The sequence below is a fragment of the Roseateles asaccharophilus genome (assembly GCF_031458115.1).
Taxonomy (GTDB): Bacteria; Pseudomonadota; Gammaproteobacteria; order Burkholderiales; family Burkholderiaceae_C; genus Pelomonas; species Pelomonas asaccharophilus_A.
Map to the genome: position 1 here is coordinate 276,270 of NZ_JAVDXV010000006.1, position 24,018 is coordinate 300,287.

At 65.2% G+C, this 24,018-nt stretch carries 20 protein-coding genes; 4 read left to right on the top strand and 16 right to left on the bottom strand.

Features of this window, described 5'->3' with window-relative positions; genetic code table 11:
• Positions 1-7: 7 nt before the first annotated feature.
• Entirely contained in the window at positions 8-1,927 is a 1,920-nt protein-coding gene (locus J2X21_RS16570; protein WP_310330449.1) for an XrtA/PEP-CTERM system amidotransferase, read from the bottom strand.
• A gap of 250 nt (positions 1,928-2,177) precedes the next feature.
• Between J2X21_RS16570 and J2X21_RS16575 the strand changes: the two genes are divergently transcribed.
• The 3 genes from J2X21_RS16575 to J2X21_RS16585 are packed head-to-tail and all read left to right on the top strand — an operon-like array spanning position 2,178 to position 5,121.
• Entirely contained in the window at positions 2,178-3,755 is a 1,578-nt protein-coding gene (locus tag J2X21_RS16575; RefSeq protein WP_310330450.1) for a hypothetical protein, read from the top strand.
• Positions 3,756-3,766: 11 nt separating this feature from the next.
• Positions 3,767-4,708, top strand: coding sequence for a glycosyltransferase family 2 protein (locus J2X21_RS16580; protein ID WP_310330451.1), 942 nt, complete (start codon positions 3,767-3,769; stop codon positions 4,706-4,708).
• A complete protein-coding gene (locus J2X21_RS16585) occupies positions 4,696-5,121 on the top strand; it encodes a GtrA family protein (RefSeq protein WP_310330452.1) in 426 nt (141 codons plus the stop codon). Before J2X21_RS16580 ends, J2X21_RS16585 begins: the two co-directional genes overlap by 13 nt.
• Before the next feature lie 19 nt (positions 5,122-5,140).
• On the opposite strand, the gene J2X21_RS16590 is transcribed toward J2X21_RS16585, so the two are convergent.
• The 11 genes from J2X21_RS16590 to J2X21_RS16640 form a co-directional block, all read right to left on the bottom strand.
• The gene (locus J2X21_RS16590) at positions 5,141-6,238 is read right to left on the bottom strand and encodes a TIGR03088 family PEP-CTERM/XrtA system glycosyltransferase (RefSeq protein WP_310330454.1); all 1,098 of its coding nucleotides are present in this window, start codon (positions 6,236-6,238) and stop codon (positions 5,141-5,143) included.
• A gap of 29 nt (positions 6,239-6,267) precedes the next feature.
• Positions 6,268-7,548, bottom strand: coding sequence for a nucleotide sugar dehydrogenase (locus tag J2X21_RS16595; RefSeq protein WP_310330455.1), 1,281 nt, complete (start codon positions 7,546-7,548; stop codon positions 6,268-6,270).
• 43 nt (positions 7,549-7,591) lie between these two features.
• Entirely contained in the window at positions 7,592-9,139 is a 1,548-nt protein-coding gene (gene xrtA, locus J2X21_RS16600; RefSeq protein WP_310330456.1) for an exosortase A, read from the bottom strand.
• Positions 9,136-10,323, bottom strand: coding sequence for a TIGR03087 family PEP-CTERM/XrtA system glycosyltransferase (locus J2X21_RS16605; protein ID WP_310330457.1), 1,188 nt, complete (start codon positions 10,321-10,323; stop codon positions 9,136-9,138). The genes xrtA and J2X21_RS16605 overlap by 4 nt, the downstream gene beginning before the upstream one ends.
• A gap of 10 nt (positions 10,324-10,333) precedes the next feature.
• On the bottom strand, positions 10,334-11,383 hold the full coding sequence (locus J2X21_RS16610) for a FemAB family XrtA/PEP-CTERM system-associated protein (protein ID WP_310330458.1): 1,050 nt from the start codon (positions 11,381-11,383) through the stop codon (positions 10,334-10,336).
• A complete protein-coding gene (locus tag J2X21_RS16615; protein WP_310330460.1) occupies positions 11,384-12,274 on the bottom strand; it encodes an XrtA system polysaccharide deacetylase in 891 nt (296 codons plus the stop codon).
• 7 nt (positions 12,275-12,281) lie between these two features.
• The gene (locus J2X21_RS16620) at positions 12,282-13,379 is read right to left on the bottom strand and encodes an XrtA/PEP-CTERM system-associated ATPase (RefSeq protein WP_310330462.1); all 1,098 of its coding nucleotides are present in this window, start codon (positions 13,377-13,379) and stop codon (positions 12,282-12,284) included.
• Positions 13,380-13,463: 84 nt separating this feature from the next.
• Positions 13,464-15,068, bottom strand: a complete 1,605-nt coding sequence (locus tag J2X21_RS16625) for a TIGR03016 family PEP-CTERM system-associated outer membrane protein (RefSeq protein ID WP_310330464.1) — start codon at positions 15,066-15,068, stop codon at positions 13,464-13,466.
• Positions 14,977-15,957, bottom strand: a complete 981-nt coding sequence (locus J2X21_RS16630) for an XrtA-associated tyrosine autokinase (RefSeq protein ID WP_310330466.1) — start codon at positions 15,955-15,957, stop codon at positions 14,977-14,979. Before J2X21_RS16630 ends, J2X21_RS16625 begins: the two co-directional genes overlap by 92 nt.
• 1 nt (position 15,958) lies before the next feature.
• Entirely contained in the window at positions 15,959-17,542 is a 1,584-nt protein-coding gene (locus J2X21_RS16635) for an XrtA system polysaccharide chain length determinant (protein WP_310330467.1), read from the bottom strand.
• A gap of 55 nt (positions 17,543-17,597) precedes the next feature.
• On the bottom strand, positions 17,598-18,206 hold the full coding sequence (locus J2X21_RS16640) for an XrtA/PEP-CTERM system exopolysaccharide export protein (RefSeq protein ID WP_310330632.1): 609 nt from the start codon (positions 18,204-18,206) through the stop codon (positions 17,598-17,600).
• 230 nt (positions 18,207-18,436) lie between these two features.
• On the opposite strand from J2X21_RS16640, the gene J2X21_RS16645 reads away from it, so the two are divergent.
• Entirely contained in the window at positions 18,437-20,089 is a 1,653-nt protein-coding gene (locus J2X21_RS16645) for an FAD-binding oxidoreductase (protein ID WP_310330469.1), read from the top strand.
• Between the two features lie 4 nt (positions 20,090-20,093).
• Here J2X21_RS16645 and J2X21_RS16650 read toward each other — a convergent pair whose 3' ends face one another.
• From J2X21_RS16650 to J2X21_RS16665, 4 genes are all read right to left on the bottom strand, one after another.
• Positions 20,094-20,774 carry a hypothetical protein gene (locus J2X21_RS16650; RefSeq protein ID WP_310330471.1) on the bottom strand — a complete coding sequence of 227 codons (681 nt, stop codon included), beginning with the start codon at positions 20,772-20,774 and terminating at the stop codon, positions 20,094-20,096.
• 97 nt (positions 20,775-20,871) lie between these two features.
• Positions 20,872-21,747, bottom strand: a complete 876-nt coding sequence (locus J2X21_RS16655) for a PEP-CTERM sorting domain-containing protein (protein ID WP_310330473.1) — start codon at positions 21,745-21,747, stop codon at positions 20,872-20,874.
• A 179-nt stretch (positions 21,748-21,926) separates the two neighbouring features.
• Complete coding sequence (locus J2X21_RS16660) at positions 21,927-22,697, bottom strand: S1 family peptidase (protein WP_310330474.1); 771 nt, start codon at positions 22,695-22,697, stop codon at positions 21,927-21,929.
• Positions 22,694-23,977, bottom strand: a complete 1,284-nt coding sequence (locus tag J2X21_RS16665; protein WP_310330476.1) for a GNAT family N-acetyltransferase — start codon at positions 23,975-23,977, stop codon at positions 22,694-22,696. Before J2X21_RS16665 ends, J2X21_RS16660 begins: the two co-directional genes overlap by 4 nt.
• Positions 23,978-24,018 lie beyond the last annotated feature (41 nt).

Consider the following 24,018-nt stretch of genomic DNA (forward strand, 5'->3'; position numbering starts at 1 on the left):
GAATGTCTTAGGCGGCTGCGCGCGCCGGTGCGGCGCCCAGGCCTGCATTGCGCAGGAAGGCGTCGAACATCAGCAGCACCCACAGCGGCTGGGCATGGTCCATCGCGCCGCGCTCATGCTGGTCCAGCAGGCGGGCGATGGTGCTCTGGTTGAACCAGCCGGTCTGTGCCAGCGCGCCGTGCTGCAGCGCGTTGCGCGTCTGCTCGCGCAGGGGGCCGCGCAGCCAGCGCGCCAGCGGCACGGCGAAGCCCATCTTGGGCCGGTAGAGCACGTCGTGCGGCAGCTGTGGCTCCAGCGATTTCTTGAAGATGTACTTGCCTTCCTGGCCACGCAGCTTCAGGTCGGACGGCAGCGTCGCCACCCACTCCACCAGCGGGTGGTCCATCAGCGGCTCGCGCACCTCCAGGCTGTGGGCCATGCTGGCGCGGTCGACCTTGGTGTTGATGTCGCCCGGCAGATAGGTGTGCATGTCCAGGTACTGGATCAACGCCAGCGGATCGTCCGTGTTGGCGCGGCGTGCGTGGTGGTGGAACACCTCGCTGGCGTGCCAGCCCTGCAGGTCGCGCTTGAAGCCGTCGCTGAACAACTGCTGGCGCAGCGGGTCGCGCACCAGACCCATGGTGTTGAAGTAGGCATCGACCGAATTGCGGGCAATGGCCTGGAAGGTGGTCTTGGCGCGGAACACGCGCGGTGCCCAGTCGGCCTTCGGGTACAGCTTGGCGAGCGGGCCGAACACGCCCTTGCGCAAGGCCAGCGGGAAGGCGCTGCGCATGCGCTCTTCCATCATGTGCATCTTGTAGCGGCGGTAGCCCCCCAGGCTCTCGTCGCCGCCATCGCCGCTCAGCGCCACGGTCACATGCTTGCGCGCCAGCTCGCAGACGCGATAGGTCGGGATGGCGGACGAGTCGGCATAGGGCTCGTCGTACAGGTGGGCCAGCAGGTCCACCAGACCGAAGTCGTCGCTGTTGACGACCTCGACGCGATGGTTGGTGCGGTAGCGGTCCGCCACCTGCTGCGCGAACTCGGTCTCGTTGAACTTGGGATCGTCGAAGCCGATGGAGCAGGTGTTGACGGGCTGGTCGTCCAGCTGCGCCATCGCGGCCACGACGGCGCTCGAATCGACGCCGCCGGACAGGAAGGCCCCCAGCGGCACCTCGGCCTTCAGCCGCAGCTTGACCGACTCGCTGACGCGGCGGCGCAGTTCCTCGGCGGCTTCCTCTTCGCCGATCTTGGCATCCAGCGTGAACTTGACGTCCCAGTAGCGCTGCGGCTCGCCCAGCGGCTGGCCGCGCTTGACGAGCAGGCGATGGCCGGGGGCCAGCTTCTGCGCGTGGCGGTAGATGGTCCAGGGGTCGGGCACATAGCCCAGCGCGAAATAGGCTTCGACGGCGCGCGGGTCGATCTCCTGGCGCAGGCCACCGTGAGCCATCAGGCTCTTCAGCTCGGAGCCGAACAGCAGCCAGCCGTCCTCGGTCAGCGCGTAGTGCAGCGGCTTCACGCCCAGGCGGTCGCGAGCCATGAACAGGCAGTCGCGGCGGCGGTCGTGGATCATGAACGCGAACATGCCGCGCAGGTGGTGCACGCAGTCCTCGCCCCAGTGCTCCCAGGCGCGCACGATGGCCTCGGAATCGCTCTTGGTGCGGAACACATAGCCGTGGCCGCGCAGCTCGTCCATCAGCTCGAGGTAGTTGTAGACCTCACCATTGAAGACCAGCGCCACCGACTTGTCGTCGTTGAAGATGGGCTGTTGACCGGTGGCGATGTCGATGACCGAAAGGCGCCGGTGGCCGAAGCCGACGCCCGGCTCGATATGCAGGTCGCCCTCATCCGGCCCGCGGTGGTGCTGGGACTCGTTCATCCGGTGCAGGCGCTCGCGCTCCGGGAGGCGCTGGCCGCGGGTGTCGAACAGACCGGTGATGCCACACATGGGTTGGCCCTGACAGAGATGCAGAGTGGTTGACGCGCCTGCGTAGGCGCACGGAAAAACGGATTCTTACCGAGGCGGCCGCCCCCACCCCGCCAGCGCACCGGCCTTTGTGATTTCGCACACGGTTTCCACCCGTGAACAGGGGGGGCTGCGCAGGCGCTTCACAATCGTCATCCGCGATGATCCGCGGCGCGCAAATTGGCCGTCAGGCCCCCGCTCCGCGCCCCTCCCCTACCCGCACGTTTCGCCCATGGCGCCACTCCGTCCATCGACTCTGCATTCCCGCGGCACCACGTCGCGCGCCGTGTTCTGGGCGGTCTATGGGCTGCTGGCGGCCGGGCTGGCCTTCATGCAGTGGCGGTTTTTCGTGGGCTACCAGGCCAGCGACGACGCAAACTATCTGCAAGGCGCGCTCGGCTGGCTGGAACAGGGTCTCTATGTCGGCAACAGCCACTGGACGCTGCGCCACACGATCACGTTGCCTGCCGCGCTCGCGATCTCGACGCTGGGCCTGAGCCTGCTCTCCGTGAGCCTGCCCACGCTGCTGTACTTCATCGGCTTCGTCGGCGTGCAGATGTGGGCCCTGCACCGCTACCTGGGCTTCGGCGTCGCCGCCTGCTTCGGACTGTTCGCGATCACCACCACGGGCATGGTGGTCAACTCGACCTATCTGGCCCCGGATGTCTCCGAGCTGTTCTTCGTCGGCACCACGTTCTGGCTGCTGGTCATGGCGCTGGAGCCCCGACGCGACGGCCAGCGCGGATCGGCGCCGCTGTGGCTGCTGGCCGGTGCGCTGGCCGGCCTGGCCTGGATCAACCGCCAGACCGCGGCCGGCGCGCTGCTGGCTTGCGCGGTCACCGCCGTGGCGGCCGGCCCGCAGGCGCGCAGGCGCATTCCGTGGGCCGTGCTGGGCTTTGTCATCGTGGTTGGCGCGGAGTGGGCCTACCTGACGCTGATGACCGGCAATCCCATGTACCGCTTCAGCCTCGACCTGAACCACGATCCGGTGAACCGCATCGCCGAGGTCAACCGCGTGCTGGCCAGCGGCGCCTGGCTGGACAAGGAAGGCAATCTGAGCGTGAACGTCGTGCTGGATCCCATCCTCGCGTTGTTCGTGTCGCAGAAGTACGGCCTGCTGTTCTGGATGGCACTGCCGGCCATCTGGCGCCTCTGGCGCCAGCCCCGGGACGCAGAACGCCAACTGCTGATGCGCCTTCTGGGCCTGGGCTGCCTGGCCTTCCTGTTCGTGGCGGCCAATCCCAAGCTCTACCTCGTGCCGCGCTACCTGATGGTGCCGGCCTGGGTGGCGGCCGTGCTTGCGGCCTGGTGGGTGGCGCGGCTCTGGTCGTCGCAGCGGCGGCGCCTGGCCGTCGGCGCTGCGACTGCCGTCGTGGGCGTGAACCTGCTGTGCCTGGCGGTGGAGAACACGCAGCCCAGGGCCATCGAGCAGGCACTGGTCAGCTGGGTGCGCGCGCACCCGCAGCAGCAGGTCCACACCGACATCGAAACCTTCGAGCGGGCCAGCGAGTTCTTCCGCCTGGCCGGCGTACCCGCCCAGACGGTCAGCCGCGCCCCCGCCTCGCCCGGCGACCTCGTGTTCTATAGCGCGGTGCGCGTGGATCAATGCGCGATGCAGAAACGCTGCCGCGACGAGGTGTCGGCGTTCCGGCGCCAGCCGGGCTGGGTGGAGGTCGAGACCTTGAAGGGCCCCGAGAAGCCCGTCGGCCAGCTGCTGAAGGCCTTGCGCATCGCGCCGCTGCTGCCGCCCGACATCGCGCGCCGCATTCTGGCGCCCAGCTACGAAGTGACCCTCTATCAAGTGCGCTGAAGGAAAACTGAATGACTCCCGTCCTGGACCCCAAGCTGCGCGTGGCGGTGCTCGTGCCCTGCTACAACGAAGAGGTCGCCATCGGCCAGGTGGTGAAGGACTTCCGCGCCGCCCTGCCCCAGGCCGCCATCTACGTCTACGACAACAACTCCAGGGACCGCACGACGGACGTGGCGCGTGAGCATGGCGCCATCGTTCGCGTAGAGCGCCGCCAGGGCAAGGGCAACGTCGTGCGCCGCATGTTTGCGGACATCGAGGCCGATGTGTACGTGCTGGTCGACGGTGACGCCACCTATGACGCCGCCAGTTCGCCCCGGATGGTCCAGACGCTGCTGGACGAGCAGTTGGACATGGTCGTCGGCTGCCGCGTGCACACGCAGACCGAGGCTTACCGCCCCGGCCACGTGTTCGGCAACGCGATGCTGACCGGCTTCGTCGCCAAGCTGTTCGGCCGCAGCTTCTCCGACATCCTGTCGGGCTACCGCGTGTTCTCGCGCCGCTTCGTCAAGTCGTTCCCGGCGCTGTCCAAGGGCTTCGAGACCGAGACCGAGCTGACGGTGCACGCGCTGGAACTGCGCATGCCCGTCACGGAAGTCCAGACACCCTATGGCGCGCGCCCCGAAGGCTCGACGAGCAAGCTGTCCACCTACCGCGACGGCTGGCGCATCATGCGGCTGATCCTGCAGCTCTACAAGCACGAGCGGCCGCTGGCCTACTTCTCCACGCTGGCCGTGCTGCTCGCGTTGCTCTCGGCGGGCTTGGCGGTGCCGGTCGTGCTGGAGTACTTGAACACCGGCCTGGTGCCGCGCTTCCCGACGGCCATCCTGTCCACGGGCATCATGATCCTGGCCTTCCTGTTCTTCATCGCCGGCGTGATCCTGGAGACCGTCACGCGCGGGCGCCAGGAGATCAAGCGCCTGCTGTACCTGCAGATCCCACGATGGGAGTCCTGACGCCTCTGGGCGAGCATCTGCGCCGGTCGCGACTGCTGCGCTTCGGACTGGTGGGCTGCGTCGGCTTCGTGACCGACGCCGGCGTGACGCTGCTGCTGCACACCCGGCTGGGCCTGGGCGAGGCGCTGGCACGCGTGCTGGGCTTCCTCGTGGCGGCGACGGTGACGTGGTGGCTGAACCGCCGCTTCACCTTCCAGGCTGAGGGCGGCGCGTCCAGCTGGTTGCGCTACGTGGTGCTCACCAGCACCGGCGCGTTCATCAACATCGCCTGCTATCTGGTCGTCGTGCAGTTGCTCGGGGCCACGCCCCTGGTGCTGCTGCTGGGCGTCGCCGTGGGCTCCATCGTCGCGCTGGGCTTCAATTTCTGGGTCTCGCACAACTGGGTGTTCGCGACGCCGCGCCCACCCCGCTGAAGACCGTCAGCGCCCTCGCCTACGCGCGCTGCGAGTACAGCGCCGCGTAGGCCGAGACCATGCCCGACAGACTGAACTGGCTGCGCACACGCGCCAACGAGGCCTCGGCGAGACGCTGACTCAAGCCCGGCTCGCCCACCAACCGCGCCAGCGCGGCCGCGAGCGCCTCAGCGTCCTGGGAAGGCACCAGCAAACCGTTGGTGCCGTCGTCCACCAGCTCGGGATTGCCGCCCACGTCCGTCGCCACCGGCGCGCAACCGCAGGCCATGGCCTCCAGCAACGTGTTGCTGATGCCTTCGGCCCGAGACGGCAGCGCAAAGATGTCGAACTGAGGCAGCAACTCCGCGACATCGCTGCGATCGCCCGGCAGCCAGGCCTGATCCGCGGCCCCAGCCTCCGCCAGACGCCGCTGTGCCGCCTCCAGCAAGGGCCCGCCGCCCAGCATGACCAGGCGCAGTCGGGGCCAGTCGCTGGGGCACAGGTCGCGCAGGCGCAGGAAGGCGTCGACGAGGTTCAACGGGTCCTTGACCGCCTGCATGCGGCCCACGGCACCAATGACCAGGTGCTCGCCGCGCCGGTACGGCCAGGTGTCGGGCGCTGCCGTCGCCGGCGCAAAGCGCTGCGTGTCGACGCCGTTGCAGATGCGCAGCACGCGTTCGCGGGCAAAGCCCACAGGTCCGGTCAGGTAGGTCTCGATGGCCTTGGACAAGGCCATGAAGCGGTGTGTGCCCACGCCGTAGACGCGGCGCAGACGCTGGTTGGTGACGCTGACGCCGCCCAGATCGTTCGTGTCCCAGCCATGCTCGCTGTGCACCCGCAGCGGCACGCGTGCGGCCCACGCGGGCAGCTGGAACTCCATCGCGCCCAGATTGCGCGTGTGCACGACGGCCGGGCACAGTTCACGCAGCAGCCTGTAGACGCGCGGGTAGAGCCAGAAGCCCTGCCCCGGCGGCTTGTTCAACGCAAAGAACTGCGTACCCGGCGCCTTCACGCGCTCCTTGAACGCGGTGATCTCCGTCACCGCCACCACGGCATGCCGGAAGTCCGGCAGGTGGTTGATGACGTTGACGACGCCGTTTTCCAGCCCGCCGGTGTCGAAGCGGTGCAGCAGATGCACGACCAGCGGTCGTGCATCGCCCGTCGGGTTCAGAGGCGCCAGACGCGGAAGCCCGCGTCCTGCAGCGAAGCCGCATTGAACGCCGCCTTCACGTCGATGAAGGCTCCTCCCTTGACGAGCTTCTTGCCGATGTCTGCGGCGCTCAGCCCCGCGTACTCGCGGTGCGACACGGCAGCCACGATGGCGTCGGCCTGCGGCAGGTCTTCGAACGGCATCAGGCGCACGCCGTACTCGTGCATGGCCTCTTCGGCCTCGGCCTGCGCATCGGTCACGAAGATCTCGACACCGTAGGTCTTCAGTTCGTTGATGATGTCGATGACCTTGGAGTTGCGCAGGTCGCCGCAGTTCTCCTTGAAGGTCAGACCCAGCACGTTGATGCGCGCGCCCTTGACGGGACTGCCGCTGGCGATCATCTGTTTGATGGTCTGCTCGGCGATGAACTTGCCCATGCCGTCGTTGATGCGGCGGCCCGCCAGGATGACCTGCGGGTGGTAGCCCAGCATGTCGGCCTTGTGCGTCAGGTAGTACGGGTCCACGCCGATGCAGTGGCCGCCCACGAGGCCCGGCTTGAACTTCAGGAAGTTCCACTTCGTGCCGGCCGCTTCCAGCACCTCGGAGGTGTCGATGCCGATCTTGTCGAAGATGATGGCCAGTTCGTTCATCAGCGCGATGTTCAGGTCGCGCTGCGTGTTCTCGATGACCTTGGCGGCTTCGGCGGCCTTGATGCTGGATGCGCGGTGCACGCCCGGGACGATGATCTTCTCGTAGACCTTGGCAACCGTGTCCAACGTCTCGGGCGTGTCGCCGGAGACGATCTTCAGGATCTTGGTCAGCGTGTGTTCCTTGTCGCCCGGGTTGATGCGCTCGGGGCTGTAGCCGACGAAGAAGTCCTGCTTCCACTTCAGGCCGGACTCCTTCTCCAGCACGGGGATGCAGACCTCTTCAGTGGCGCCGGGGTACACCGTGCTTTCATAGACGACGATGGCGCCCTTCTTCATGTGGCGGCCGACGCTTGTGCTGGAGCCGATCAGCGGGCGGAAGTCGGGGATGTGGGCCTCGTCCACCGGCGTGGGCACGGCGACGATGATGACGTCGGCCTCGGCCAGCATCTTGGGGTCGTCCGTGTAGACGGCATGGGTGGCGGCTTGCACCTCTTCATCGCTCAGCTCGCGGCTGGGGTCGGTGCCGCGCTGGCAGGCCTCGACCTTGTTCTTGGCGATGTCGAAACCGATGGTGCGGATCTGCTTGCCGAACTCCACCACCAGGGGCAGGCCCACGTAACCGAGGCCGATGACTGCGAGCGTGTTCATGGGTCGTTTCTCGTCGATGTGATTTTTAAAAAGCGCGTGATTGTCACTGCTGGCGCGCCGCATCGCGGTCGCGCACCCCACGCAAAGCGGTGTCCAGCGTGGCCCAGTTGGCGGTGAGGAATTCACGCAACCGCGCGTCGTCGGGGCCGGCTGACGCCTTGTCGGCATAGACCAGCACGACCGCGGCGTCGTCGCCGCGGCCCATCAAGGTCTGCGCGACGCCTGACAGCTTGGCCTGCCAGTCGCTGGTGTGGAGTTGCCCGTTGATCCAGTAGACCTGCCAGACACGCATGCGCGGCGCGTTGTCGCCGCCACCGGTCACCGCGGACAGCGCCTGCCCGCGCAACTCGGCCCGTCGCCAGCGCTGTTCACCCAACGCCGTCAGGTCATAGGCCGTGCGCGACCATGCCTCCCCGGTCGTCAGCTCATTGACCGACGTGACCAGCTGGCGACCGTAGCGCTGGTCGCGGTAGTAACCCACGTACAGGCCCACGGACTCGCCGCTGCCCGACTGGTAGTGGCCGTGCAGCACCGCAGCAGGGTTCTGGAAAACAGGCGCCCAGCTGCTGATGGGCTCGCTGTTCCACGTCCATCCCGGCAGCGCCGGCGCCGCCAGCTGCGGTTGCCCATGGGCACCGATGTTGGTCACATGCATGCGAACGCCGATGGGCAGGAAGGCCAGCAGCATGGCGACGACCAGCGCCGTCGTCAGGCGTCCAGCGGAAACCGCGGCACCCGCGACTTGCGGAGATGCCGGCTCGTGTTCAGGGTCGGGCTCGGACCAGCGCGCCCCGATCCAGAACATGGCCAGCATGATGATGCCGAAGAACACCCAGCCGTAGATGATGTGATCGACCCCGACGGCCAGCTTGTTGCCGGACAGATGGCCCAGCATGACGATCATGTAGGCGCGCAGCCAGTTGGCCACCAGCGGCGTCACGATGGCCACGCCCACGAAGGCCCAGCGCTTGGCGTACGAGCGGTAGTTCAGATACGCGAACAGCGCACCCACCATGACCGACGCCATCAGGTAACGGATGCCGCTGCAGGCCTGCACGACCGACCAGGAGCCGCTCGGGATGACGAACTCCAGCGCCTCGCGGAACACCGGAATGCCGGTCGCCCGCAGCGCGATGACGGTGAAATCGGCCGTGCGCTCCATCAGCCAGGGCGTCAGGAAGTCGCCGAAGGGCACGGCAAAGAACAGGAAGCCCAGCGGGAAGGCGATGCGGCGCGCCACCTCGGTGCCCAGCAATGCCGGCACGGCCAGCACGATCATGCCCACCAGGGCGAACTGCGTCGCGGCATTGGCCGAGCCCAGGTCGCCCAGCAGCCACAGCAGGCCCAGCGGCGGCATCAGCCACAACCAGCGCAGCGCGGGCCGCGGCGTCACGACCGCCAGGTCGGCGCGCAGGCGCCAGACCAGCCAGGCGGAGATGGGCGGCACCACCCAGGCGTGCGCAAAAGTCTCGGAGCGGTTCCAGATGACCACCATGGCCGCGCCGGTGTCGTAGTACAGCACCACGAGCAGCGCCCAGGCCAGCGCGAGGCCGACGAGGGGCAGCCGCCAGGGCTTGGGCAGATCGATCATGCAGCCTCCAGGTGGCGGTCCAAGCCGGCCAGATGGGCGTCCCAACTGTAGGCACCCAGCACAAACTCGCGCGCGGCGCGGCCCGCCGCGTTGGCGGCAGCGGCATCCGCCAGCAACGCCGTGATGCGGTCGACATAGCCGCTGGCATCGTCGGCAGCGATCAACCCGGGCTGGGTGTCGGTCGCGATGGCCCGCACACAAGTGCCGGCGGCCACGACCGGGCGTGCCATGGCCATCGCCTCCAGCACCTTGTTCTGGATGCCGCGCGCCAACCGCAGCGGCGCGACGACCGCGGCCGCATGCTGCAGGTAGGGACGCACGTCGGGCACGGTGCCGGTCACATTGACGAAATCGCCGGCCAGCGCCTGCACGGCCGGCGCCGGGCTGCGGCCGACGATGTGGAAGCGCAGCGCCGGGAAGCGCTCGCGCAGCGCCGGCAGCATGTCGTGCACGAACCAGGTCACGGCGTCGACATTGGGCCAGTAGTCCATCGCACCGGTGAAGACCAGCGGCAGTTCACCGGCCGCAAACGGGCTGGCGCGCACCGGGTCCGGTGCGAAGAATTCGGCATCGACGCCGTTGCCCAAAGCGGCCAGCCGCAGGTCGCGACCGGGGCTCAGTTCGCGGAACAAGGCCACCTCGTTGTCCGTCACGAAGAAGCTGCATTGCGCGCCGGCGGCCACGGCCTGTTCGAAGGCCAGCAGCTTGCTGAACTCGCGCCGGTACAGCCAGGACATGGGCCAGGCGTGCTCGGGCGCGTAGTCGCGCCACTTGGCGGAGTCGACGTCGACAAAATCCACCAGCTTGCGCAACGCGGGCGGCACGTACTGCGCCATGACGCCGCTGAAGACGACAACGGCGTCGAAGCCGCCACGCGCAGCACCCTCGTCCACCCAGGCCTGCAGGCTGGCGTCGCGGTAGTACGGCAGGCTCAGCGCCTCGCCGGTCAGCAGGCCGCGCAGGCTCAGCAACTTGGCGGTACGCGGGTTCAGCCGCGCGACATGCAGGTCGGTGCACAGCTCGCGAACGCGGGGCAGGTGCTGCTCGTCGTCAGGATCGTCGACGAAGGTGCCCAGGTGCACCTCGTGCCGCGCCGCCAGATGCTTCAGCAAGTGGTACGAGCGCACCTTGTCGCCCTTGTTGGGCGGGTAAGGCAGGCGGTGGACGAGGTAGAGGATCTTCAAGGGCCCCGCCTCAACCGAGGTTCTTCACGATGAACGGCCCCAACCAGTTCGCGACGCCGATCGGCAGCTTGCGCCACGTCTTGATCATCAGCTGGTACTTGGGGTTGTTCGGGTTGTTCTGCGGAATCGCGTCGCGCTTGAACAGGCGGTACTCGTAGCTCAGCGGCTGCGGCTCGAAGCCCCAGTTCTTCTTGAACGCGTAGGGGCCGGTGCCCTGCTTGCTGCGGCCGTAGTCGAACACCTTGAGCCCGCGCGCGCAGGCGCGGCGCATCAGCTCCCAGTACTTGAAGTCGTTGGCCGCGAGGTCGCGCGCGGCCTCGTCGTCGCCGGCGTAGTAGGGCAGGACCTCGTCGCGGAAGTAGAAGCTCAGCACCGAGGACAGCGGCTTGCCATCGGGCGCGATGACGGTCAGCACCTCGGCGTCGGCGCCGAACTCGTCCAGCAGCGCCTGGAAGTACTTCTTCGGCATGGCCGGCGTCCCGTGGCGCAGCACGTTGTCGGCATACAGGTCAAAGAAGCGATCGGCGTTGGCATCGATCTCGGCCTTCAACTCGTTCTTGATGCCCTTGCGCACCATCGCCCGCTGCTTGCGCGGGATGGCCAGCATGTTGGCCTCCTCGTCGGGCAGGATCTCCTTGCGGAAGGTGACGTAGAGGTCTTGCCGCGGCCAGTCGGCGTGGCGCGTCTCGCCGAGGTAGCGGTACTCCAGGTGCTCGGCGCCCTGCCCTCTGGCGATCTTCTCGGCCTCAGCCTCCAGCGCCGCCGCGGCCTCGTCGTTCAGCGCGGCGACGCCGCCATAGACGGCGAACGGCAGGCTGGCGACCGAGTGGCCGAACAGCCGGCTCTTGATCTCGGCCAGCGGCAGCACGCCCTCGATGGCGCCATCACGCTCGGCATAGAGGAAGAAGCAGCGATGGCCGAAGGCCGATTCGATGACGCGCAGCCAGCCGCTGCGGTGGAAGAACGTCGCCTGCGCGCAGGCCTGCACGAAGGCATCCCAACGCGCGGACAAGGCTGTGTCCTGCGCGGTCAGCCGCGCAATGCGTAGCGGCGAATTCATTCAGGCGGGGCTCAGCGCGGGCGCTGTCGCAGCGGCGGTCTCGCGGCCCAGGAAGATCTCGTCCATGCGGCCCCAGCGGAAGTCTTCCAGCAGGCGGGCGATGCGACCTTCGGTGCGCGTGATGTTGACGTAGTGACGGAAGCGCGACTTGGCATCGACGCCGGCCACGCGCGGCTGCTCGGGGTCGATCTCCCACGGGTGGAAGTAGAAGACGGCCGATTCACCATCGACCTCGTTGACGCGCCGGATCATCCAGCGCGACAGCGCATAGGGCAGCAGCCGGAAGTAGCCGCCGCCGCTACTGGGCAGGTTCTTGGACCCCATTCGCAGCGTGGTCACGGGGATCTCCAGCAGACCCTCGCGCACCGGGTAGGCGAAGCGTGGCGAATCGGGCATGCCGTAGTGGTCGTGGGCGATGGGGTAGACGCTGCTGGAGTAGCGGTAGCCCGCGTCGCGCAGCACGTCGAAAGCCCACAGGTTGCCCTTGCCGATGGAGAAGCTGGGCGCGCGGTAGCCGACGACCGGCACACCGCCCAGGTCTTCCAGCAGCTTCTTGGCACCGGCGATGTCTTCCAGGAAGGCCGCGGGGCTCAAGTCGCTGGCGCGCTCGTGGCCATAGCCGTGGCTGGCCAGCTCATGGCCGCCGGCCACGATGGCCTTGACGACCTGCGGATAGCGCTCGGCGATCCAGCCCAGCGTGAAGAAGGTGGCCTTGACGTCCTTCTCGGCCAGCAGCGCCAGGATGCGGGTGATGTTGCGCTCGACGCGGCACTCCAGCCCGTTCCAGTCTTCGCGACGGATGTAAGGCGCGAAGGCGGAGACCTGGAAGTAGTCTTCCACGTCGATGCTCATCGCATTGCGCGGGGCGGGGTGCTTGTTGGGCATCAGCATGGCAACCTCAATGCTGTTTGACCGCGTCGACGAGCTTCTGCAGAAGCGCCAGCGTCTGCAGGTTGATGCGCTCCAGGCGCATCATGCTGCGCTCCAGGCGCTGGAGACGGTCCGTGTGATGGTCGGCGCTGAGCGCAGCGATCTCGGTGGACAGGCCCTCCACCTCGGCCACGCTCATCTTCAGTTTGGTGACGTCCAGCGCGCCAGGGGCGCTGTCGAGAGCGCCGGGGCGGCTGTCCGGCAGCTTGGCGGGCACGCTGTCCAGCGGGCTCACGTCGCTGTGGCGGGGCGTCTCGCTTTCCTGTGCGATGTCGCGCAGCACTTCCTTCACGTCGGCCAACGTCAGGTGGCTGCGCCCCTGCATGAAGCCCAGCAGCAGCAGGCGGTCGCAGAGGCGGTTGATGCGGCGCGGGATGCCGTTGCTGGCCTTGTGGATGGCCGGGAAGGCGTCGTGGTCGAAGGTGGGTTTGCCGGTGGAACCCGCGCATTTCAGGCGGTGTTCCATGTAGCGCTGGGTCTCGTCTTCATCCAACGGACCGATGTGGCAGGTGGCCGCGACGCGCTGGCGGAACTGCTCCATCTCGGGCTTCTGCAGGATGCCGCGGAACTCGGGCTGGCCGACGAGGAAGGTCTGCAGCAACGACTGGTTGGCGAACTGGAAGTTGGACAGCATGCGCAGCTCTTCCACCGCGCGCGGCGTGAGGTTCTGCGCCTCGTCGACGATGAGCAGGCAGCGCTTGCCCTGCGTGACCTGGTTGACGAAGAAGGCCTCCAGCGTCATCAGCAGCTCGGACTTGGGCGCGTCCTTCACTCGCACGCCGAAGGCGGCGCCGACCATGCGCAGCGTGTCCTCGGCGTCGAGCTGGGTCGTCACGACGTTGCCGATGACGACGTTGCTGCGATTCAGGCTGTCCAGCAGGCCGCGCAGCAGCGTGGTCTTGCCGGCACCGATCTCGCCGGTGATGACGATGAAGCCGTCATTGCGCAGCACGCCGTAGTCCAGATAGGCCTTGGCCCGGCGGTGCTGCTTGCTGCCGTAATAGAAGTTCGGATCCGGGCTGAGCTGGAAAGGCTTGCTGCTCAGGCCGTAGAAGGCTTCGTACATGTCAGTGGCTCCCTGCCGCCCGCAGCCACTGGCACCCACCCATCGAGGGAGGCGAGCAGCGCGAGCGTGAGGGCTGTTTCATTGTCAGAACTGTTGGGTCAGGTTGCCGTAGACGGCATTCTCGGTGTACGGCATGAGACCCTGGAAGCGGCTATGGCGTGCACCCAGCTGAGCGCTGAGCCGCGGCCCCAAGCGCGCATTCCAGTTGGCCATCAGGCTGGTGAGAATCATGGCCTGGCTGCTTAAATCACCCGCGGAATCCTGCCTCGACAGCGTCAGGGAGATGCCTGACAGAGGGCTGAGTTGATGGCTGGCCGACATTGAGAAAGAGCGCTGCTCGATCTGCGATGAATTCGCCAAGTCGCCCTGATTCAGGTTGTCCCCAAGGCGCCTCGTGAGCGTGCGGCTGGCCAGCACTGTGACGCTGTTGCGCACACCTTGCAGCGTGACGGCCAGTTGTTGATTGCGCAGCCGGCTCGGTCCGGTCGACAGAAACCCATTGGCCACCGGCGCGTCCGGCGACAAGCCTTGCGACTGCAGATAGGCGCGCACCAGCACGTCTCGCTTGATGGGATCGGGCTCCTGCGAAGCGAACAGCAGGAAGAACATGTCGTAGTAGCTGCGTGCACCGCCGCTGGCGCCCGTGTTGCCCAGGGTGGTCGTCTGCGAGTCGGCCAGTCGCCAAACCATGCGCGCAAAGCGATGCTCGAAGCTCAGGCCATGGCTGTCGCCATATTCGTGACTCTGCCAATTGGCGCCGACGCGGGTGCGTGGCGTTGGCGTCCAATCAGCCGTCACGCCACCCGTGGCACCGTTGCGATTGCCCCCGCCCAGGTAGTCACTGCGTTCTTGCCCCACATTCGCAGAGAACGCCCAATCCGGATCGGGACGGTAGTTGACACCGACCCTCAGGCTGCTCGTGCCATTGGATGGCGCCGTCTTGGCCTTCACACGCTGCGTGTTTGCCTGCAGCCACCAGCCCAACAAGCCGGCATTCAGTTCGGTGACGTTCAGCGAGAGCCCTCCACCCCGACTATCACCCAGACTGGTGCCACGCGCCTCGGTGTACGTGATGTCGCCACGCAAGTCATAGGACGCAATGCCGCCCAGCACGCCGCGTAGCGACGGTGAGATCCCCAACGTACCCGTCTCATGCTGGTTCGTGTTGGCGAGATTGCTTACCCCCCCTTGCGAACCCAGGGTAGGCACCGTCTGCGCAGCAAAGGCCGAAGCGCTCTGCTGGCCGATGCTGGCCCGCATGTCCACGTAAAGCGTACGACTGATCAGCTCGGCCTGGCCGGCGGCGGACAGGGAGTTCTGCACGCGACCGGGCTGGTTGGACTTGATGTAGGCGATGCCATTCAGCGAATAGTCCAACGTGCCACGCAGCGTGCCACTGTTGCTGACGACGCTGACGCCAGGCGACAACGTCGTGATCAGCGCCGCATCCTTGTCCTGGGACAGGTTGAGGTTGTCCGTCCAGGTCTGCATCACCGTCAACCGCGGCCTGATGCTCATCCCCCCGGACGGGGCTGCCCCCTCCTGGGCATGCGCCGCGATTGCCCACGCGGCGAGTGCATAGGCAAGGCAGCGCGGCTCAGCTCTGCGCCGAGTCATTGCTGCCATATCCATAGCCGTAGCCGTATCCGTAACCGTAGCCATAGCCGTAGCCATAGCCACCCGCGGCATTGGGGCTGGCCTGGTTGAGCAGCATCATCTTGACCGGGCAGGTCTCGATGGTGGCCAGAGCTTGCTGGACAGCGCTCTGCGCCGTCTTCTCGGCGTGGACGACCACGATGATCTGACCCATGTGAGATGCCAGCACGCGGGACTCCGTCGTCAACAGCAGCGGCGGGGAGTCAAAAATGATGATGCGGTCCGGGTAGCGCTTGGCCATGTCGTCCAGCAACTGGCTCATCGCATCGCTGGCCAGCAACTCCGTAGCTCGCGGATGCGGCGTGCCGCTGGGCAGGATGGTCAGCTTCTCGACATTGGTCCGCAGTAGCACTTCGGACATGTCGACGCGCTCTTCCAGCACATCCAGCAGCCCCTGGCCCTGAGGCAGACCCAGCATGCGCAGCACCGACGGGCGCGCCACGTCCGCGTCCACCAGCATGACGGTGTTGTCCAGCTCAGCGGCAATGCTCAACGCCAAGTTGATGGAGGTGAAGCTCTTGCCCTCGCCCGCCAATGCACTGGTCACCATCAGCAGGTTGGCATGGTTGATGGTGGCGGCACCGCGCCCCATCGCGTTCTTGATCAGCGGCCGCTTGATGACCCGGTACTGGTCGCCGGTCTGCGAGCGCGGCATGTGCGGCATCAGGAACCCCTGGGCCGCCAGCGCCACTACGTCGAGTTCGACACGCTTGGATGCCGGATGGAAGCCGTTGTCCTGCAAGGAAATGCCCACCGCCGATGCCGCCGGCTCCGATGCGATCACCGGCACTGGTGCCATGGGAGCAGAAGCGGGCGCCGCTTCGCCAGCAGGTGCAGCCACCTGCTCGTCGCCCGGCAGCACCACGCCTGCCTGACGCAGTTGCTCCAGCCGCTGGGCGGCCTGTTCGATCAAGCTCGTCATGTCAAACCACCTGCCGGCTCAGTTGTACCGCCAACACCGTCAGCGCGACGGCAAACATCACCAACAAGCCACCGGCGCCAGCCGAGAAGCGGATGAGATCGATGCGGAAGCGAGCCCTATCCGCATCGGTCACCAGGCGCGTAACGACGCCCAGGATGGGTAGTTCGACCCGCGTACGCAGATCGTCTGCATCGTGGAAGACCGGGCGCAGTTGCGTGGCGGCAAAAGTCGTGAACAGGCCCAGCCCCAACGCGGCCACCATGGCGCCAGCGAGCAGCAGCAGGCGGTTGGGCGCCACCGGCTTGGGGTTCGCGCGCGGTGGGTCGATGACGCGGAAGTCTGCAACGCCGGATGCCACATCCAGTTCGCCCGACAGAGACGCCTGCTCGCGACGCTGCACCAGGTCCTCGTAATTCCTCTTCTGGATCGCATAGTCGCGATTCAATTGAGCGGCTTCGGCCTCGATCTGCGGCGCCGTCTTCAACGCCGCAACCGCCTGCGCGTAGCGTGAAGAGTACTCATCGACCCGGGCTCGCAGCGATGCAACCTGCACTTCAGTCATCGCAAGCAGGCGCACCATCTCCTGCATGGCCGGCGTTCCGCCGGCGGGGCCTGCCGATGGCACGCTCATGGCCGCCTTGCGCAGTTCCGCCATTTCACGCTTGCGCTGCTCCTCAAGATCCTTGATCAGCTTGCGCGTCGTGATGATGTCGGGATGCTGGTCCGTGTAACGCTGCAGCAATGCATCGAGATTGCGACGCAGGTCGGCAAGACGGGCATCGAGCTCGGGGGTACTGACGCTGACCGCAGACTCCTGCATCAGGCTTTGCATGGTGGTCTGCGCCCCTCCACGGGCCTTCTCCGCCTCAAGTTGCGCCTTCGCCGCATCACGAGCGTTCACCGCTTCCCGGTACTCGAGCCGGGCGCGCTCCAGTTGTCCGCTCAGCTCCGACATCGCGGCCGCTGAATCCTTGCCGTCCCCAGCGATGTTGGCAATGTTCTTCAGCCGGAATTCCTTCAGCCGTGTTTCAGCCTCTTCCAGCTTGGTTTCATAGGCCTTGATCTGCTCGTTGATGAACGTCGTCGCCGTCGACGTGTCCTTGCGGGTCGCCCCAAGGCTGGACTCGACGAAGATGGACACCAGCGACTGCACGACGCGCTTGGCGGTCTCGGGGTCGCTGTCCCGATAGCCGAGGATGTAGAGGTTGTCGCGACCGCTGCTCTGGATGGACAGATTGCTGGTCACCGTTTCAATCGTGGCTTCCTGCTGAGCCTTGGACTGGTTCTTCAAGTCGAGATCGGCCATGCGCACCAGCTTCTCGACATTGGGTCGGCTGATCAGCGTGCGGCTCAGCATCGTCACCTGCTGCTCAACGTTGGGCTGCACAGCAAGTCCAGCCATCAGCGGCTTCAGGATGGACTGCGTGTCGACATAGATGCGGGCGTTAGCCTCGTAGCGGTCAGGCAGGACAAACACGACGACAGCGCCAATAAGCCCCGTCACCCACGCCATGACCAATCCGAGCCAGCGGTATTTCCACATCCGCCGGACGATGATCAACAGCTGACCAATCAGCAATTCCATTGAAAACAGTCTCGGTTAAGTCGATCGGCGAAAGCGTTCAAATACAAAACCAGCTTCAGAACAGGCTTTGTGGAATGATCAAAATATCACCCGGCCGCATTTCCACATTTGCAGAAACATCGCCACGCTTGATCAAATCCTTCAACCGAACCGAATATTGCTTATTGCCATCACCGGTCCGCAAAATTGTTGCATCATTACCTGCGGCAAAATCGGTCAATCCACCCACGGCAATCATCACGTCGAGCAACGTCATCTTTTGCTTGAAAGGCAGGAACTGGGGCCTGGCCGCCTCGCCAACCACACGAATCTGTTCGCTGTACGGGCCAACAAACGACGTCACGATCACCGTCACCACGGGATCACGAACATACTTGCTCAACTGCTTTTCAACCTCGCGCGCCACCTGCACGGAAGTCATGCCCTGCACCAGAATCTCATCGACCAGCGGCGCAGCGATCTTGCCGTCAGGCCGCACCGGCACCGACATCGACAACTCGGGGTTGCGCCACACCATGATGTTCAGGCTGTCACCCGCACCGATGACATAGCTGTAATCGCTGACCCCAGCGGTGGCCGGGGCCGGCGGGACATCACGGGAAGACAGCGAAGCGCAGCCGGTCAACAGCAGTGTCGCCCCCAGCAGAAGCAGGCCGCGGCGCATCGAAGCATGAGCGGTGGACCAGGTTAGGGATTTCACAAGCGACTCCATAGTGCTCTTTCCGTTCTGACGACGACTTCGACCATACGCCGCTACACACCAGCGCTGCTCAACTGAGTCGAGCATGATGCCACAGGCATGCTTGGCGCCACGCCCCGCCCCCCTCGACTCAATGACAATGTTGACCCATACAACCAGCGCCATGCGCCCGACGGAGTTGGAGAACGACAGTTATGTCACCGAATCACCAGATTGCTGCTGATCAATGGCGCCTCCTGCTCGGAGCAGATCGCGTGCTGCAAGGCGACGCCATCCCGTCTCGCTATCGGCATGACACCCTCGCCAACGACGCCGATGTGCCGCTGGTACTGCGCATTGCCAGCGCCGACCAATTGCCGGACGTGATGCGCATAGCGCAGCAGCACGGCATCACAGTCCATCCGATCAGCACCGGCCACAACTGGGGTTACGGCACCACGCTTCCTGCAATCTCCGGCGTAGCACTTATCGACCTGGGTGACTTGCGCGCCATTCTGGATTTTGATCCGGAACTCGGAGTAGTGACCCTGGAGCCAGGCGTCACCCAGGGCATGCTGGCCGACTACCTGGACCAGCATGGCCATAACCATATGGTGCCGGTTACCGGCGCCGGCCCAAATTGCAGCCTCTTGGCCAACGCCCTGGAACGCGGGTTTGGCATCACGCCTCACGCTGACCATTTTGGCGCATTGACAGACCTTGAGGCCGTACTCGCCGACGGGAGTATTTACCAAAGCGCTCTGCGCGAGGCCGGCAGCGCCGAATTGGCCCGCCTATTCAAATGGGGAATTGGCCCCTACGTCAACGGACTCTTCTCGCAAAGCGGGTTTGGAATCATTACTCGCGCCAGCATTGCACTGGCACCACGCCCCGAGTGCGTCAAAGTATGCTTGTTCAATCTTGCAGACGACAACCTGCTCGAGGAGGCCGTGCATCGGGTTCAACAACTGCTGACTCAACTGCCCGGCGTTCTGGGTGGCGTCAACCTGATGAACCAGCATCGCGTACTCGCCATGACGGCCCCCTACCCTCCTGCGGAGGAGTTGGACGCCAACGGCTTGATGACCGCCGCGCAAGTCAAACAACTGGGCCGAACCTACCAAATCGCACCCTGGACAGGATTCGCCACTTTGTATGGCCGAAAACGCATGGTCCAGGCAGCCCAGAAAGAGATAAAGCTCGCCTTGAAGGGTGTTGCGAGCCGGCTGCTGTTCTTGTCGCCCACGCAAGCAGCGTGGCTGGCAGGCATCGCCGATCGGATCCCTGGCCCGATGGGCAAGAAACTGGGTAAAACAGCGGCGACCCTGAAGGCCTCATTGCAGCTGGTTCAAGGTCGCCCCAACGAAACGGCGCTGCCGCTGACCTACTGGCGAGGCCGCCTTCCGCAACCTGATCAAAACCGCGACCCGGCGCGCGATGGTTGCGGCCTTCTCTGGTACGCGCCGCTCATTCCCATGCGGCCCGCCGACGTCCGGCGCTTCGTTGATTTCGTGCATCGGGAACTGCCACCCAGGGGGCTCGAGCCCCTGATCACGCTGACCAGTCAGGGCGACCGCCTCTTCGACAGCACCGTTCCGCTGCTGTTCGACAAAAGTGTGCAGGCCAATTCCGATGCAGCGAGCGCCAGCCTTGAGCACTTGATCGAGGAGGGGCGCACACTGGGCTTCTACCCGTACCGACTCCACATCCAAAGCCAGGCAGCTCATCTGGCCCGCCAGTCTTCCAGTGCCCAACTGGTCGCCAGGCTCCGCCACGCCATCGATCCTCTCGACCTGCTGGCGCCGGGCCGCTACGCGCCCCATATCCATGAGCGGCAGGACCCTACAGCCCCACCGAGCTCCTTTTAGGATTTCAGCCGCGCCACATCAACGGCAGCACAAGGCGGCGGAAGAACAACCCGATACCGCCCCACATGGTCACAAACCAGGGCGGCACACCGCCCGGAATGTCGAGAGGGTAAGACCATTGGCCCGAATGCACGCCGACGTACTCGACACAGGCGCCTAGCAGCACCATGTGCCCGGCGTAGGCAAGGTCCAACCGGTCGTGAAAGAAAGCGAACGCCGCCAGCAAAACAACGACGGTGACCACAAAGAGTTGCGTTTGGTCGGTGATCACCGCAAAGGCCGCCGCGAACACCAACCCCAAGATCCACGCAGTCACGGTCTGTCGCCTGCCAGCCGGAGCAACGCCGCCCCAGAAGCGGTACACATGCAGCAGGTAAAAGCCCCACATGAAGAGCTCCCACACCGGCATCCCCAGCAGATCTGGCTCGCGGAACTGAAAAATTCCCTGCTTCAGGGCTGAAGCGTTCATACCCGTGAAGAACACGCAGACGGCCGCTGACATCAACCATTCGGCCCGACTCAGCGGCCAGAACAACAGGCCCCACAAACCCAGCAACACCAGCGTCTTCGTCAAAGTACCGGGCACCCAAGCGAGCACCACCAGCGTCACCCCCACCTGAAGCAGAGCTCGCTGCACACGTTCACTTGGCGCCGTGATGGCCTCCAGGGAGGAATGCGTATTCATGTCAAAGAATCGTAGGGCGCCGGCGTCGACTCAAAAAGACTTGCCAATGAAAAAAGCGACCTCGAAGAGGTCGCTTTCCACATCAGTGGGATCGAGATCAGGCCGACTTGCGACGACGGATCAGACCCAGGCCCAGCAGGGCGCCACCGACCAGAGCCAGGGAAGCCGGCTCAGGCAGCTTGACGGAGCCGACGACCGGATCGTCGATCTTCAGTTGCCAGCCACCCGAAGCCGGGGTGCCGCCAGCTTGCGCGAACGTGGCGCAAGCAGGGGTGCCAACCGTGCAGAACGTGTTGTTGGCGTTCAGGTCAGCGGTACCACCAATGAAGCCGTTGGTGTCGAAAATGTCGGCAGCGGAGCCACCGGTCACAGCCAGATAGCCTTGAGCAGAGCCGCGCAGCGGATTGGCAGCAGACAGCAGGCCAACGACGGTATTCACCAAGGGGTCGTCAGTGACGTCGGCACCAGGAACATAGTCGGCAGACAGCAGCAAACCACCAGCGCCGACGTCAGACACGCCGTGATAGCAGTTCTGGTTGAGCGCGCAACCGCCGCCGGCAGCTGCATAACCGCCAAGGCCCTGCGAGAAACCACCGGCCGCAACCAGGGAACCCACCGGGTTGATGAACAGATCAACAGATCCGCCCGTGGCATACAGGAAGCCGCCAGGGCCTGCGGCGTCAAAGTTGGCGACAGTGATGCCGCTGAATGCGCCGGTGATCTCAGCGCCGTTCTGGCCGTCAGCCCAGATCGTGACTTCACCAAAACCGATGGTCTGGATGGACGTGACCTTCAGAACGCCATAGTTTTGGCTGCCGTTGTTCAGGCCGTTCGAGAAATTCTCGAAGCCGGTCAGCTTGATACTGAAGGCGCCGTCCCAACCAGCGGGAACGTTGCTGAAGCTGAAGCTCGGGGCTGCTTGAGCCACGCAGGCTGCCAGACCGAGAGCGATAGCGAGAAGCTTGGTTTTCATGAAGCACTCCTTGCGAGGTATTGAATTGGCCTGCGGCTGCCTGCCAGTCGCAACAATCTAAGCAGGCACCGTGCCAGGTTCGGAAAAATATCGCAAGTCATTGATATGAAAAGAGATTTTTTTCGAAATCGCCGACGTTTCGAATGAGCGTATCGCGACTGTAAGGAATTCCGACACCGTCATTCGGTGGCCTCGGCGGCCAGGAGCGCAACCGCATCGCTCGCCTTGATGGCGTAGCTGATGCCGCTGGGGGCGGAAAGAGCAGCCTCACGAGTCCCCTTCACCAGAACCATGCTGACCACACCGACGACTTCACCGCTGGCCAGATCGAAAACCGGTCCCCCGCTGTTGCCGGGATAGGCCGTCGCATCGAGTTGCAGGACCTCGAAGCTGCCGCGGCGAAGCTGCTGCAACGCGCGCGGCTGAAGGGTTTGGGCATTCATGGCCTGCGGTGCGATGGCCGTCAGCGCCGCCACCATGCCGCGATGACTGACGTGAGAGAACCCGAGCGCACCGCCGAGGGGGAAGCCGATCAGCACGATGTCGCTGCCTTCCGAGACATCTTTCGCAGCCAGCTTGACTGCGGGCAGCGCAGGGCCGTCGATGGTCAACAAGGCCAGGTCGCGGGGTCCATCGGTTCGCTTGACGCTGGCACCTCGCATGACCCATCCCGATTCAGCCGTCCAATGCTGGATCGCCACGCGCCGATCAACGCGGCCAGGTGGCAACGGCGGCAGCACGTGCGCAGCGGTGATCACATGCCTTCCGTCTGAAACAACGAAACCCGTGCCGCTGAATCCGAAACGCGGGCTGTCGAGCAGCCCATAGCTGCCGACCAGCACGACCGAGGGCTTGACCCGGGCAATCAGCGCTGCCGCAGTCTCAGCCGCATTCGCAGCCGGGCCGACGACCAAGAGCAGGGTCAGCAATCCCAGGGTGCGACGGATCAAAGGTCGTCCCCGACGTGTCGGGTCTCAAGTGCCGCGACGCAGCGACGCCAAGCATCGTCCTCATCGCTGACTCGGAAGCCATAGAAGCTTGCGCCGTCAGCTTGATGCTCGCGCACCACCTCAACGCGCAGGCGGGATCGCTCGTCCACACCCAGTTCAACCAGCGCGTCCCCCTTGGCACCGATTTCCAGCGGCAGCTTGGAGCGCGCCTGAAAACCAGTCAGGGACAGTTCAATGATCGTCATCACCACGGTGTGCTCTCGGTCACCCGAGACCAATCTGACCTCCGCCGGGCAACGCATCGAGAAGCGCTGATGGCGCCGCATGGCTGCAAAGGAGACGTAGTCCTCCCGCAGCATCGGCAGCACCGGGCGGAACTCTGGTTGGTCGTAGATGGACCACAACAAAACACGGCGCCGGTCGTCGAGCTCCTCGAACACGGCAGTCTGGCGATTGAAGAAGTAGTCCAGCATCTCCGGCGTCAGGACCGGATCGTTGGTGAGGTGGTAGCGGCGACGCGGTAGCTTGATGTGGGGCAGGCGAAGCTCGACGAAATAGCGGTAGAGGTTTTTGCGCTGAGCCTTGCTCGAATAGGCCTTGCGAAACACCTCCCGCGCACGCACGAGATCGAGCGTTGCCCCCACTGCAGGCGCGCCATTGGCGAAGTCGTAGTGGTCCACCGTGTTCTCTTGCAGACGCTCGAAGAACAGCAGCGACTCGTACATCTCGATGCGGTCCGGATTGACCGCGATGACGAGGTGGCGCGTGTCGAAATACTGCGTGCAGTACTCGTACATGAACTTCATCAACGGGAACAGGATGGCTCCGCCCGTCTTGCGGAAGTCCGGGTGCACGGCCAATGCCGAGATCTCCGCGATCTGCCCTTCCTCAGCTCGCACAGGGCTGAGGTCGAAAGCGGCCTGCATCGGGAACCCGAACACTCCTTCGCGGATCATCGAGATCGTGCCGACGACGCGGCCATCGTACTTGGCGCAAAGGGTCGTCGTGGTCGGCAACGCGTGGTAGGGCGTCACGCGCATGCCAGAGGCCGCAGGCTTCATGAAGCCCGCGGCGACGTAGGCATCGTGCAGGATGCGGAAGCAAGCTTCCAGCTCCTCGCGGGTGTTGGCAACCTTCAGTTCAAGGCGAGCATCAGGGGCCGGATCACAGTCGATCATGCGCCGGTACAGCGCGAAACGAGTCTCCCGCGGCAGCCGAGCCAAAACCGCCCGCAGCCCGCGGTGCCAGGCTTTGCGGAAGGTGGCTTGCTTGATCAACATGCGGCCAACTCGGAAGTGTGGGTCAGGGGTGGATGACGAGC

Bases quoted from the DNA above. Each gene is read 5' to 3' on its own strand.
- J2X21_RS16570 (WP_310330449.1), bottom strand. From the start codon at position 1,927: ATGTGTGGCATCACCGGTCTGTTCGACACCCGCGGCCAGCGCCTCCCG.
- J2X21_RS16575 (WP_310330450.1), top strand. From the start codon at position 2,178: ATGGCGCCACTCCGTCCATCGACTCTGCATTCCCGCGGCACCACGTCG.
- J2X21_RS16580 (WP_310330451.1), top strand. From the start codon at position 3,767: ATGACTCCCGTCCTGGACCCCAAGCTGCGCGTGGCGGTGCTCGTGCCC.
- J2X21_RS16585 (WP_310330452.1), top strand. From the start codon at position 4,696: ATGGGAGTCCTGACGCCTCTGGGCGAGCATCTGCGCCGGTCGCGACTG.
- J2X21_RS16595 (WP_310330455.1), bottom strand. From the start codon at position 7,548: ATGAACACGCTCGCAGTCATCGGCCTCGGTTACGTGGGCCTGCCCCTG.
- xrtA (WP_310330456.1), bottom strand. From the start codon at position 9,139: ATGATCGATCTGCCCAAGCCCTGGCGGCTGCCCCTCGTCGGCCTCGCG.
- J2X21_RS16610 (WP_310330458.1), bottom strand. From the start codon at position 11,383: ATGAATTCGCCGCTACGCATTGCGCGGCTGACCGCGCAGGACACAGCC.
- J2X21_RS16615 (WP_310330460.1), bottom strand. From the start codon at position 12,274: ATGCTGATGCCCAACAAGCACCCCGCCCCGCGCAATGCGATGAGCATC.
- J2X21_RS16620 (WP_310330462.1), bottom strand. From the start codon at position 13,379: ATGTACGAAGCCTTCTACGGCCTGAGCAGCAAGCCTTTCCAGCTCAGC.
- J2X21_RS16625 (WP_310330464.1), bottom strand. From the start codon at position 15,068: ATGCCGCGGGTGGCTATGGCTACGGCTATGGCTACGGTTACGGATACG.
- J2X21_RS16630 (WP_310330466.1), bottom strand. From the start codon at position 15,957: ATGACGAGCTTGATCGAACAGGCCGCCCAGCGGCTGGAGCAACTGCGT.
- J2X21_RS16635 (WP_310330467.1), bottom strand. From the start codon at position 17,542: ATGGAATTGCTGATTGGTCAGCTGTTGATCATCGTCCGGCGGATGTGG.
- J2X21_RS16640 (WP_310330632.1), bottom strand. From the start codon at position 18,206: ATGCGCCGCGGCCTGCTTCTGCTGGGGGCGACACTGCTGTTGACCGGC.
- J2X21_RS16645 (WP_310330469.1), top strand. From the start codon at position 18,437: ATGTCACCGAATCACCAGATTGCTGCTGATCAATGGCGCCTCCTGCTC.
- J2X21_RS16650 (WP_310330471.1), bottom strand. From the start codon at position 20,774: ATGAATACGCATTCCTCCCTGGAGGCCATCACGGCGCCAAGTGAACGT.
- J2X21_RS16655 (WP_310330473.1), bottom strand. From the start codon at position 21,747: ATGAAAACCAAGCTTCTCGCTATCGCTCTCGGTCTGGCAGCCTGCGTG.
- J2X21_RS16665 (WP_310330476.1), bottom strand. From the start codon at position 23,977: ATGTTGATCAAGCAAGCCACCTTCCGCAAAGCCTGGCACCGCGGGCTG.